The sequence below is a fragment of the Pseudomonas sp. LBUM1655 genome (assembly GCF_059716085.1).
Genome location: NZ_CP166801.1, coordinates 3,408,307 through 3,420,529, shown reverse-complemented (window position 1 = coordinate 3,420,529; position 12,223 = coordinate 3,408,307). Strand labels below are relative to the sequence as shown.

The following is a 12,223-nucleotide window of genomic DNA, read 5'->3' as shown; positions in this document are numbered from 1 at the left end:
CATTCGCCCCCGGTCCGACGCGGGGGCGAATGCCAGACCCCGTGCCGGACAACTCGACAACGGACGCCAGGGCAAACGTCATGCAGCCCGCAGTGGCTCGGTGAACTGGCCGGGAACGCTGCTCAATGGCCGTCCGCAAAGCCGTGAAGATCTGCTGTTTCAACTGCGCACGCGTTCGCCCCATGAGTTGTGGCTGGTGATCGTCGATGCCTCGGCCTCAACGCGCCGTCATAACGCACTGAGCGATGCCAAAGGTCTGCTTGCGCAACTATTCGATGACGCCTATCGCCAGCGCGCGCGTTTGGCGTTGTTGACCGCCAGTGGTGCGGCGCCGAAATGGCAGGTGCAGGGTTTGAAGGCGTCCAGCGGTTTACGCATCTGGCTTGATGAATTGGGCGCGGGCGGCGGTACGCCGTTGCTGGCAGCGCTGAATCAGGCGCAGCAATGGCTGACGGTGCGGCGCAAGCGCTTTCCCGCCGAGCAACAGCGGTTGCTGGTAGTGACGGATGGACGTTTGAAGGCGTGGTCGGGATTACCGGCGCTGGGGTGTCCGGGGCTGTTGATCGATATCGAGCGTGGGCCGATCCGGTTGGGACGGGCGAAGGATCTGGCGGCGGCGCTGGAGGCGGAGTATCGGCATATCGATGAGCTGGTTTCGGTCTGAGATCTTCAATGCCTGGACAGGCCTCCTCGCGAGCTTGCTCGCGAATGTATCGCCTTGGTTTCAGGGCCGAACACCACAATTTGCATCACTGCTCTATGCTCCACCCCAGCCCAATCACAAAGAGTGAGCGATGCGAGTACTGGTCAGCAATCCTCAAGACGATTTCCGCGTCAAAGCCTACGCCGGCACCAATGGCGTGCTGTTGGCGATGGACCTCGCGGAGCCGCGTCGCAAAGGCTTGCTAGGGTTCGCCATCGAAAAGCAGCAAGGCGCCAAGCCGTGGCTGTTCCTCTTCAACAGCCTGACGTTCCCCGGCAAAGCCCACACTTTCCCGCAGTTTCACGCCACGCCGAGCGATAAAGCCCCGCTGCAAAAATTCCGTTGGGCCGATTACGCGGTCAATCCGGGGATGACGATTCACTATCGCGTTCACCTGGCTTATGGCACGCCCGATGCGCTGCAACTGGGGGAGTCGCTTGAGCTGACGATCAGTTCAGACGACGGTCACCCGGCCAACCAAAGCGTGATCTTCAACCGTGCGGTCGCTGCCAGCCAGGCGTTCCAGCGCAAATTTCCCGATCTTGATGCTCAGATCAGCGCCAACAAAAACATGCCCATCGAAGCCTGGCCGGATGCGCCACGGCAATGGCTGGAGAACGGCTTGCTCGGGCGTTTGCGGGGTTTTATCCAACGGGCGGTTGATGGTCAGTGGGCGCTGGACATCGCCATTTATGAGTATCAGTTGAAAGCCATCGTCGAGGCGGTTAACGGGGCATTTGCGCGGGGTGTGCAGATTCGAGTGCTGTATCACGCCCGAGTCGACGACGAAGACACCACAATCAACGAGGCGAGTCTGGCGAAACTGCCGGCGACGAGCAAACGTGGGCGGGTGACGCACAACATCTTCCACAACAAATTCATCGTCCTCAGCCGACTCGACGCAGCGGGACAGCGCCAACCGCAAGCCGTGTTGTGCGGCAGCACCAATTTCACCGCCAATGGCGTTTATCGACAGGCGAATGTGGTGCATGTGCTTGATGACGCTCCCGTGAGTTCGAGCTATCTGCGGATTTTCGAAAGGATCTGGGACGATCCCGATGATCTCGGTGCCACCCGTGACTGGATCACCGAACACAACCCGATGGACGCTTCGCAGTCGCTGTTTGCCGGGTTCTCGCCACGCACCGGCGGCGGCGATCTACGCGAGTTCGTCGAGATCATCGAAGCGGCGAAGAAGGATGTCCTGTTCGTCACTGCGTTCGTCTTGCCTGACGCGATTCTCAATGCTTTGCTCGGCCAGCCACACGACGACATCCTGCGTTACGGCCTGCAAAACACCACCAGCCGAATCACCGGTTTTCACGCCGACCGCAGCGCCGAATTCGCCGCCACCGCATTGCTCAACACGGGGCTGGAAGGCTGGCTGCGCGAGAACATGAAGGGCCAGAAGGGCAATCTGCTGGTGCATACCAAAGCGGTGGTCATCGACTTCACGACGGACACGCCGACTATTATCAGCGGCAGCCACAACTTCAGTGCCTCGGCCAGCAACGGCAATGACGAAAACTACCTGATCATTCGCGGCGACACCGATCTGGCGGATCGTTATGGCCTCGAGCTGCTGCGGTTTTACGAACATTACCGGTTTCGTTACTTCGCGAAGAAACTGGCGTTGAAGCAAGTGAATCCGTTGGCGGTGGATGATCGCTGGACCCAGGATTATTACGTCGATGGGGATTTGCGGCAGTTGTCGCGATTGCGTTTTGCCGGACGTTGAAGTGTCGCCCTGGCAGGTAATACAGATTTTGAAATGATTTGAGGCTGTAGGAAAAGTCACTTCAGGCTGTACGCTTCAAGGCCTTTTTTTATTCAGGATCTACATGAACACCCTCTCGGAGCCTCCCAGTTATCCATTCCCCTCGCGCTATGGCGCGGTCTTGACGCACTCGCAGCATCCGGTTTTCCGACACCCGTCTATTGTTGATAACGCGGCCCCAGAGCCTTCGCGTTGCGCTTTGCCGTGTCCGGCAGCCTGAATTCACTTAAGAGAGATCGAGACGTTTTATGGAATGGTTAGCGGATCCCACGGCCTGGTTGGGCTTGTTGACATTGATCGTGCTGGAACTGGTGCTGGGTATCGACAACCTGGTGTTCATCGCAATCCTCGCGGACAAACTGCCGCCGCATCAGCGTGATCGCGCGCGCATCATCGGCCTGTCGCTGGCACTGATCATGCGCCTGGGCCTGCTGGCGAGTATTTCCTGGCTGGTCACCCTCACGCAGCCGCTGTTCGAGGTGTTTGACAAGAGCTTCTCCGGCCGTGACCTGATCATGCTGTTCGGTGGTGTGTTCCTGTTGTTCAAGGCCACCATGGAGTTGCACGAACGGCTGGAAGGCCATGTCGGCGAGCGCTCAAGCAACACCGCTTATGCGCTGTTCTGGCCGATCGTCGCGCAGATCGTCGTGCTCGACGCCGTGTTCTCGCTGGACGCAGTGATTACCGCTGTGGGCATGGTCGATGAATTGGCGGTGATGATGATCGCGGTGATCATCTCCATTGGCCTGATGATTGTCGCGAGCAAGCCGCTGACCCGCTTCGTCAACGCGCACCCGACCGTGATCATGCTGTGTCTGGGCTTCCTGATGATGATCGGTTTTGCCCTGACCGCCGAAGGCCTGGGCTTCCACATCCCGAAAGGCTATCTGTACGCGGCCATCGGTTTCTCGATCTTGATCGAGGTGTTCAACCAGATCGCCCGTGCCCGACGCAAACGCTCGATGCAGGGCCTGCGCCCGATGCGCGAACGCACGGCGCACGCGGTGCTGCGCTTGCTTGGCGGGCGCAAACTGGCGGTGGAGGAGGTCGGTGAAGAGCTTTCCGACCTGTTGGACGACGGTGATGCGCCAAGCACGGAGCTGTTCGACCGTCGTGAGCGGGTGATGATCAGTGGCGTGCTGCAATTGGCCGAGCGGCCGATCCGCAGCCTGATGACCGTGCGCGCCGACGTCGACACTATCGATCTGGCTGACGATGCCGAGGCGATCCGGACGAAGTTGATGCACTCGTCCTACTCGCGTCTGCCGCTGATTCGCGATGGTGTTGTGGATGAACCCTTAGGCTTCGTGCACAAGAAGGAATTGCTCAAGGAGTACCTGGCCGGCGCTGAGCCGAATCTGGAGCACTTGGCGCGCAAGACCATCAATCTGCTCGACAGCTACTCGATCCTCAACGCGCTGGAACAGATGCGCGCGGCGTCGACCCACATTGCCTTTGTAGTCAATGAATTCGGCGACTTTGTCGGCGTGTTGACCATGACCGACATTCTCGAATCGATTGCCGGCGAGTTGCCCGATGCCAGCGAAATCGAAGGCCCGGACGTAGTCGAGGAGCAGGGCGGCTTCATGGTCAGTGGCGCATTGAACCTGGCGCGTGTTCGCCAGCGTACCGGTTTTGGCGCCGAGCCAACCGAGGATTACCAGACCATGGCCGGATTGGTGATGAGCTTGCTGGATCGGCTGCCGATGATGGGTGATCGTCTGGAATATGCGGGCTGGCAGATGACCGTCAAGGCTGTGGAAGAGCGGCGGGTGACGCGGGTGTTGTTGGTGCGTGAGGCCGCGTAAACACGAATCTCCCTTGTAGGAGCTGCGGCACGCTGCGATCTTTTGATCTTAAAAAACAAAATCAAAAGATCGCAGCGTGCCGCAGCTCCTACAGGGATATCGCGTGGTGTCGAAGTGACTGCGCACGCGGGATGCTGCAATAGCTTCTCAAGGTGCGTCGAAGCCAACTCAAATCATGCCGCTGCTTACGCAGCACCATTGGTGCCTTGGTTTTGCCAATGTGCCGGGCGAAGTCAGCCGCCAACGTTTCTTCAGTGCCAATCCCCTTGAGTTTTTTCACCAGCCTGCCGTCCTGGTAGAACAGCACCGTCGGCGTGCCAGTCACCTGTGGATGGCGCGGCGATTCGCTGGTGTTAAGCATGTAGATATTGGCGCGATGCCGGTACGGCTCGGCAATCTGACGAAAAATCGGCCCGGCCCATTCGCAGGCAGGGCAGTGTTCGTTGGCGAAATACAGGATTACCGGCCGCCAGGTCTTCAGGGCTTTGCGGTAGGTGTCGGGCAGGTCTGGAAGCTTTGTTGCAGGGCGCATATCAACCTCGTTGCACTGGTGATGTCGACTGGGTTGACGGTAATACTCCGCAAGGCGTTGATCTACTGTCAGAGTTGACAGGTGACAGCGCAAACCCGGTGTGCAGTTTCAATAATGTTGCACCGAGATGTGGCCCCGCTACCCGCAATGTGTGGCCTGCGGTAGCGCACGGTGGAGGCACCTCGCTAGACACCTTCTTGTGCGACTCTTGTATCCCTTTGATTCCCCGAACATTTCAATCCGTTGCAGATTCCTCGCGAATCCTGTGGCACACTTTCTGCTGTCTATTCCGTAGTAACAAACCGTGTTCCGGTATAGCGGAATAAACATCATCCTGGAGTGCTTGCCATGCATCGCCGACCTTCCTTGTTTAAAGCGTGTGTTTTTGTTCTTGCGGCTTCGTCCGCTGTCATGGGTATGGCCCAGGCAGCCGACAGCAAACTCGACAGTGTTCTGGCCCGTGGGAAACTGATTGTGGGTACTGGCAGCACCAATGCGCCGTGGCACTTTCAGGGCGCGGACGGCAAGTTGCAGGGGTTTGATATCGACATCGCCAGGATGGTGGCCAAAGGTCTGTTCAACGATCCGAGCAAAGTCGAGTTCGTCGTTCAGTCGTCCGATGCACGGATTCCCAATCTGCTCACCGACAAGGTCGACATGAGCTGCCAGTTCATCACTGTAACCGCCAGCCGCGCCCAGCAAGTCGCCTTCACCCTGCCGTATTACCGCGAAGGCGTCGGCCTGTTGCTGCCGAACAACAGCAAGTACAAGGAAATCGAAGACCTGCAGGCTGCCGGCGACAGCGTCATCGTGGCCGTGCTGCAAAACGTCTATGCCGAGGAACTGGTGCACCAGGCACTGCCCAAGGCCAAGGTCGATCAGTACGACAGCGTCGATCTGATGTATCAGGCGGTGAACTCCGGCCGCGCCGATGCCGCAGCCACCGATCAGTCCTCGGTCAAATACCTGATGGTGAAGAACCCTGGCCGCTACCGCAGCCCGGCCTACGCCTGGAGCCCACAGACCTACGCTTGCGCGGTTAAACGCGGCGATCAGGACTGGCTGAACTTCGTCAACACCGCGCTGCATGAAGCCATGACCGGCGTTGAATTCCCGACTTACGCGGCGTCGTTCAAGCAGTGGTTTGGTGTGGATCTGCCGTCCCCAGCCATCGGTTTCCCTGTCGAATTCAAATGATCCCGTGAGAGTGGGGCGCCGATAACGCGCCCCGCTCAAGGTACTGCTGACCATGAACTATCAGTTGAACTTTGCCGCCGTGTGGCGCGATTTCGACTCCTTGCTGGCGGGGCTCGGTCTGGGCCTCGAACTGGCGCTGGTGTCGATCGCCATCGGCTGCGTGATCGGCCTGCTGATGGCGTTTGCCTTGCTGTCAAAGCATCGCGCCTTGCGGGTGTTGGCTTCGGTGTACGTCACGGTGGTCCGTAACACGCCGATTCTGGTGTTGATTCTGTTGATCTATTTTGCCTTGCCGAGCCTGGGCATCCGCCTGGACAAGATTCCGTCGTTCATCATCACCCTGTCGCTGTATGCCGGGGCGTACCTGACCGAAGTGTTCCGAGGTGGTTTGCTCAGCATTCCGAAAGGTCAGCGCGAAGCCGGGCTGGCGATCGGCCTCGGCGAATGGCAGGTCAAGGCCTACGTCACCGTGCCGGTGATGCTGCGCAACGTGTTGCCGGCGCTGTCGAACAACTTCATTTCGCTGTTCAAGGACACCTCGCTGGCCGCTGCAATTGCGGTGCCGGAGCTGACCTATTACGCGCGCAAGATCAACGTCGAAAGCTACCGGGTGATCGAAACCTGGCTGGTGACCACGGCGCTGTATGTCGCGGCCTGTTACCTCATTGCCATGCTGCTGCGGTATCTCGAGCAGCGTCTGGCGATCCGCCGATAGGAGGCTGCGATGTACGAATCCCCCAGTTGGTTGCATGAATTGTGGGTGGCGCGCGAGCCACTCTGGCAAGGCTTTCTGACCAGTGTGCAGGCCTCGGCGCTGGCGATTCTGTTCGGCACGATTCTCGGTGTGTTTGCCGGTCTGGTGCTGACCTACGGCAAGTTCTGGATGCGCGCACCGTTCCGCTTTTACGTCGACATTATTCGCGGTACCCCGGTGTTTGTGCTGGTCCTGGCCTGCTTCTACATGGCGCCGGCGATCGGCTGGCAGATCAGCGCGTTTCAGGCCGGCGCGTTGGGGCTGACGCTGTTCTGTGGCTCTCACGTCGCCGAGATCGTGCGTGGTGCGTTGCAGGCGTTGCCCCGTGGGCAGATGGAAGCCAGCAAGGCCATCGGCCTGACGTTTTACCAATCCCTCGGCTATGTGCTGTTGCCCCAGGCACTGCGGCAGATCCTGCCGACCTGGGTCAACTCGTCAACCGAAATCGTCAAGGCATCGACCTTGCTTTCGGTGATCGGCGTCGCCGAATTGCTGCTCAGCACTCAACAGATCATCGCCCGGAACTTCATGACCCTGGAGTTCTATCTGTTCGCCGGTTTTCTGTTCTTCGTCATCAACTTCGGCATCGAATTACTCGGCCGGCACATTGAAAAGCGGGTGGCCTTGCCATGACTGAAGCTCAAGTTTCCAACGTTCAAAACGGCCAGCCACTGCTGGACATCCGTGGCCTGCACAAACAGTACGGCACGGTGGAGGTGCTTAAAGGCGTCGACCTGAGCATGCAACGCGGCAACGTCGTCACGCTGATCGGCTCCAGCGGTTCCGGCAAGACCACCCTGCTGCGCTGCGTGAACATGCTCGAAGAGTTCCAGGGCGGGCAGATCCTGCTTGAGGGCGAATCGATCGGCTATGAGGAGGTCAACGGCAAACGCGTGCGCCATGGTGAAAAAGTCATCGCTCGCCATCGCGCCATGACCGGCATGGCGTTCCAGCAGTTCAATCTGTTCCCGCATCTGAGCGCATTGCAGAACGTCACCCTGGGACTGCTCAAGGTGAAAAAGATGCACAAGGATGAAGCCGTGGTGCTGGCCGAGAAATGGCTGGAGCGGGTCGGCCTGCTGGAACGGCGCAATCACTTTCCCGGTCAGTTGTCCGGCGGTCAGCAACAGCGCGTGGCCATCGCCCGGGCGATTGCGATGAACCCGAGCCTGATGCTGTTCGACGAAGTCACTTCAGCCCTCGACCCGGAGTTGGTCGGCGAAGTGCTCAACGTGATCAAGGGCCTGGCCGAAGACGGCATGACCATGTTGCTGGTGACCCACGAGATGCGTTTCGCCTTCGAGGTCTCGGACAAAATCGTTTTCATGAACCAAGGGCGGATCGAAGAGCAGGGGCCTCCCAAGGAGCTGTTCGAACGCCCGCAATCACCGCGTCTGGCTGAGTTTCTGAAAAGCACGCGGTTCTGAATTTTCACTTTTGTAATCAGGAGAAACACCCATGAGCATTACGCGTTACGGTACCGGCAGCACCGCCGCTGGTGGTCAGCCTCGTCCATTCGCCCGCGCCGTTGAAGCGGATGGCTGGCTGCACGTGTCCGGCCAGGTGCCGGCAGTGGATGGAGAGATTATTGTTGGCGGCATCGTCGAGCAGACGCACCAGACCATGAAGAACCTGATCGCGATTCTCGAAGAGGCCGGTTATGGCCTGGAAGATGTGGTGCGTGCCGGCGTGTGGCTGGACGATCCGCGTGATTTCAGCAGTTTCAACAAAGTCTTCGGCGAGTACTTCAAACCGGAACACGCTCCGGCGCGGGCGTGTGTGCAAGCGAGCATGATGGTGGATTGCAAGGTTGAGATTGATTGCATTGCTTACAAGAAGAAGGCCTGAAATCTGTGCTGACTTCTTCGCGAGCAGGCTCGCTCCCACATTTGAAATGCAATCCCCTGTGGGAGCGAGCCTGCTCGCGAAAGTGGCCTACCAAGCGATGCAATACTCTCGGTAAACTCCCGGCGACTTTGAATGGGAACCACTGAAATGACCGAAGACACCATCAAACGCAGGGCCCGAGGTCTGGACCGGGCGTTCGATATCCTCGATTTCCTCAAGGAAGTCGGCCAGCCGCTGCGTCCGAATGACATCGCCAACGGCATCGGCAGCCCGAAATCCACGGTCTATGAACTGGTCGCCTCGTTGCTGGAGCGGCGAATCCTGGAACCGGTGGGCAAGGACGGTCACGTCTATCTCGGCCGGCAGCTGTACTTCCTCGGTCAGGCGCATTTGCGCCATTTCGACCTCAGCCGCGAAGCCGATCACGCCTTGCAGGAGATCGTCAGCCAGACTCGCGAAACCGCGCAGATGTGCCTGCTCAACGGGCGCAAATACACCGTGGCGCTGATGAAGGAGGGCGAGCGGCACTTCCGCATTTCCTCTGATATCGGCGAGAACGCGCCGATCCCATGGACCGCGTCCGGGCGCTTGCTGCTCGCGCACCTGAGCGATCAGCAAATCATCGACCTCATCGACGAAGACGACTACATCCTGCCCGACGGTGAACGCCTGCCGCTGGAGCGGTTTTTGGCAGAAATCCGTCAGGCCGGCATCGATGGGTTTTTCTCTTTCGACAGTGTTGCCGACACCTTCACCCATTGCTTCGCGGCACCGGTCAAAGACCCTTCCGGCGTTGCAATCTGCACCCTGTGCATCGTCGCCCCACGGGCCGATGCGAAGAACAATTACAACGACTATCGCCGGGTTCTGATCGAGAGTGCCAACAGCCTCGCCCGGCGAATCAACGAATAACCGCGGCTGTCTGCGCCGCGAATGAATGCGAGGAGTTTGACCATGACGACTGCCATCAATACTGCTGTGGAAAAGGGCGATGCCGCCATCGGCGCGCACCTGGTACGAGACGTCAGCCTGCCGGCGCTGGTGCTGCACCGCGAGGCGCTGGAGCACAACATTCGCTGGATGCAGAAGTTCGTCAGCGACAGCGGCGCGGAACTCGCACCGCACGGCAAGACCAGCATGACTCCGGCACTGTTCAAGCGTCAGCTCGACGCCGGCGCCTGGGGCATCACCCTCGCCAGCGCTACCCAGACCCGCGCGGCATATGCCCACGGCGTGCGTCGCGTGCTGATGGCCAACCAATTGGTCGGCACGCCGAACATGGCGCTGATTGCCGATCTGCTGGCCGATCCGTCGTTCGATTTCCATTGCATGGTCGATCATCCGGACAACGTTGCCGACCTCGGCGCCTACTTTGCTTCGCGCGGCGTGAAGCTCAACGTGATGATCGAATACGGCGTGGTCGGTGGTCGTTGCGGGTGCCGCAGCGAGCAGGAAGTCATTGAGCTGGCCAAAGCGATTAACGCGCAACCTTCGTTGGCGCTTACCGGTATCGAAGGTTACGAAGGCGTGATTCACGGTGATCACGCGGTCAGCGGCATTCGCGCGTTCGCCGCGTCGCTGGTGCGTCTGGCGGTGCAATTGCAGAACAGCGGGGCGTTTGCCATTCCCAAGCCGATCATCACCGCTTCGGGCTCGGCGTGGTATGACCTGATCGCCGAATCGTTCGAAGCGCAGAACGCTGGCGGCCGCTTCCTCAGTGTGTTGCGTCCGGGCAGCTACGTGGCACACGACCATGGCATCTACAAAGAAGCGCAGTGCTGCGTGCTCGATCGTCGTAGCGATTTGCATGAAGGCCTGCGGCCGGCGCTGGAAGTCTGGGCGCACGTACAGTCGATGCCGGAACCGGGGTTTGCGGTGATTGCCCTGGGCAAGCGTGATGTGGCGTTCGATGCCGGGCTGCCGGTGCCGCTGCTGCGTTACAAGGCAGGCGTGTTGCCGGCGGAGGGCGATGATGTCAGTGCATGCAAGGTGACAGCGGTGATGGATCAGCACGCGTTCATGACCGTGGCGCCGGGCGTTGAACTGCGCGTCGGCGACATCGTTTCCTTTGGTACTTCGCACCCGTGCCTGACCTTTGATAAGTGGCGCGTGGGGTTGCTGGTGGATGAGCAGTTGTCGGTGATCGAGAGCATGGAAACCTGTTTCTAAGACTCGAAACCGAGTAGTGATCATCGCTGGCTTGCCAGCGATGAGGCCAGACCAGACACCCGTGAATCAGCAGAGACACCACACAATGACCACCCTCAGCCCCTTGGGCCCCAACGCCCCGCGCATCGCCCTGATAGGCGAATGCATGATCGAACTCCAGCAACGCGCCGATGGCAGCCTGCAGCAGAGCTTTGGCGGCGACACGCTCAACACTGCCGTCTACCTGTCTCGCGCCTTGGGCGACAAGGCTCAGGTCGATTACGTCACGGCGCTGGGCGATGACAGTTTCAGCGACACCATGTGCCAGATCTGGACCAGCGAAGGTATTGGCCTTGACCTGGTGCAGCGCCTGCCCGGTCGCTTGCCGGGCTTGTATTGCATCCAGACTGACGCCAACGGCGAACGGCGCTTTCTCTACTGGCGCAACGAAGCGGCTGTGCGCGATTGCTTCACCACCCCGGCCGCCGAGCCGATTCTGGCCGCGTTGCCGGATTACGACGTGCTGTACTTCAGCGGCATCACCCTGGCCGTGCTCGGTGCGCAGGGCCGCGAAAGATTGATTCAGGTGTTGATCGAAGCGCGTCAGCGGGATGCACGGATTGTCTTCGACAATAACTACCGACCACGTTTGTGGGCGTCACTGGCAGACGCGCGGGCGGCCTATCGCAGCGTGTTGCCGCACATCGATCTGGCGTTGCTGACGGTGGATGACGAGCAGGCGCTGTTTGGTTTTGCCGATTGCGATGCGGTGTTCGACGCTTACGCGCAGATCGGCACGCCGGAAGTGGTGCTCAAGCGCGGCGCCGAGGCATGCCTGATTCGCTGTGACGGTGAAGCGTTTGAAGTGCCGGCGCAGAAGGTCGAGAAGGTCGTGGACACCACGGCGGCGGGGGATTCTTTCAGTGCGGCGTATCTGGCCAGTCGTTTGATGGGTGGCAGTCCCGCCGACGCGGCCGACGCGGGGCATAGGTTGGCAAGCCGGGTGATTCAAGTGCCGGGAGCACTTATCCCCAACGATTGAAATACAACCCCTGTAGGAGCTGCCGAAGGCTGCGATCTCTTGATCTCGATTGTAAAAAACAGGATCAAAAGATCGCAGCCTTCGGCAGCTCCTACCGGTGGGGGGAGCAGTGGTCAATCGCGATAGAAAACCTGCACCAAGTGATAACCAAACTTGCTCTTGATCGGTCCATGCACCGTACGCAGCGGCTTCTTGAAAATCACCGCATCAATCGCCCCCACCATCTGCCCCGGTCGCACTTCACCCAGATCACCGCCGCGTTTGCCGGACGGGCAGGTGGAAAATTTCTTGGCCAACACATCAAACGCTTCGCCCTTGGCGATACGTTGTTTGAGCTGTTCGGCCTCTTCGGCGGTTTTCACCAGAATGTGGCGGGCTTGGGCTTTCATCTTGCGATACCTGATAACGGGGTGA

13 protein-coding genes are annotated in these 12,223 nt (G+C 59.5%); 11 read left to right on the top strand and 2 right to left on the bottom strand.

All coding sequences use genetic code 11. The features are described from left to right. Position 1: 1 nt before the first annotated feature. The 3 genes from ACA074_RS15235 (at position 2) to ACA074_RS15225 (ending at position 4,288) form a co-directional block, all read left to right on the top strand. Positions 2–664 carry a vWA domain-containing protein gene (locus ACA074_RS15235; RefSeq protein WP_497679333.1) on the top strand — a complete coding sequence of 221 codons (663 nt, stop codon included), beginning with the start codon at positions 2–4 and terminating at the stop codon, positions 662–664. Between the two features lie 130 nt (positions 665–794). Continuing rightward, positions 795–2,441, top strand: coding sequence for a phospholipase D-like domain-containing protein (locus ACA074_RS15230; protein WP_497677275.1), 1,647 nt, complete (start codon positions 795–797; stop codon positions 2,439–2,441). Between the two features lie 287 nt (positions 2,442–2,728). Next, positions 2,729–4,288, top strand: coding sequence for a TerC family protein (locus ACA074_RS15225; RefSeq protein ID WP_497657413.1), 1,560 nt, complete (start codon positions 2,729–2,731; stop codon positions 4,286–4,288). Between the two features lie 88 nt (positions 4,289–4,376). On the opposite strand, the gene ACA074_RS15220 is transcribed toward ACA074_RS15225, so the two are convergent. Beyond that, a complete protein-coding gene (locus ACA074_RS15220; RefSeq protein ID WP_497677274.1) occupies positions 4,377–4,820 on the bottom strand; it encodes a thioredoxin family protein in 444 nt (147 codons plus the stop codon). A 348-nt stretch (positions 4,821–5,168) separates the two neighbouring features. On the opposite strand from ACA074_RS15220, the gene ACA074_RS15215 reads away from it, so the two are divergent. From ACA074_RS15215 to ACA074_RS15180, 8 genes are all read left to right on the top strand, one after another. Further along, positions 5,169–6,017, top strand: coding sequence for a transporter substrate-binding protein (locus ACA074_RS15215; RefSeq protein WP_497677273.1), 849 nt, complete (start codon positions 5,169–5,171; stop codon positions 6,015–6,017). Between the two features lie 52 nt (positions 6,018–6,069). Continuing rightward, on the top strand, positions 6,070–6,732 hold the full coding sequence (locus ACA074_RS15210) for an amino acid ABC transporter permease (protein ID WP_497677272.1): 663 nt from the start codon (positions 6,070–6,072) through the stop codon (positions 6,730–6,732). A 9-nt stretch (positions 6,733–6,741) separates the two neighbouring features. Then, entirely contained in the window at positions 6,742–7,404 is a 663-nt protein-coding gene (locus tag ACA074_RS15205) for an amino acid ABC transporter permease (protein WP_497677271.1), read from the top strand. Further along, positions 7,401–8,198 carry an amino acid ABC transporter ATP-binding protein gene (locus ACA074_RS15200; RefSeq protein ID WP_489879490.1) on the top strand — a complete coding sequence of 266 codons (798 nt, stop codon included), beginning with the start codon at positions 7,401–7,403 and terminating at the stop codon, positions 8,196–8,198. Before ACA074_RS15205 ends, ACA074_RS15200 begins: the two co-directional genes overlap by 4 nt. Before the next feature lie 31 nt (positions 8,199–8,229). Next, complete coding sequence (locus ACA074_RS15195; RefSeq protein WP_007912330.1) at positions 8,230–8,619, top strand: RidA family protein; 390 nt, start codon at positions 8,230–8,232, stop codon at positions 8,617–8,619. A 147-nt stretch (positions 8,620–8,766) separates the two neighbouring features. After that, on the top strand, positions 8,767–9,531 hold the full coding sequence (locus tag ACA074_RS15190; RefSeq protein WP_187679954.1) for an IclR family transcriptional regulator: 765 nt from the start codon (positions 8,767–8,769) through the stop codon (positions 9,529–9,531). A gap of 42 nt (positions 9,532–9,573) precedes the next feature. Continuing rightward, positions 9,574–10,788 carry an amino acid deaminase gene (locus tag ACA074_RS15185; protein ID WP_497677270.1) on the top strand — a complete coding sequence of 405 codons (1,215 nt, stop codon included), beginning with the start codon at positions 9,574–9,576 and terminating at the stop codon, positions 10,786–10,788. Positions 10,789–10,873: 85 nt separating this feature from the next. Continuing rightward, a complete protein-coding gene (locus ACA074_RS15180) occupies positions 10,874–11,809 on the top strand; it encodes a sugar kinase (RefSeq protein ID WP_497677269.1) in 936 nt (311 codons plus the stop codon). A gap of 113 nt (positions 11,810–11,922) precedes the next feature. Here ACA074_RS15180 and ACA074_RS15175 read toward each other — a convergent pair whose 3' ends face one another. Then, on the bottom strand, positions 11,923–12,198 hold the full coding sequence (locus tag ACA074_RS15175; protein WP_007912322.1) for a peptidylprolyl isomerase: 276 nt from the start codon (positions 12,196–12,198) through the stop codon (positions 11,923–11,925). Positions 12,199–12,223: the final 25 nt, after the last annotated feature.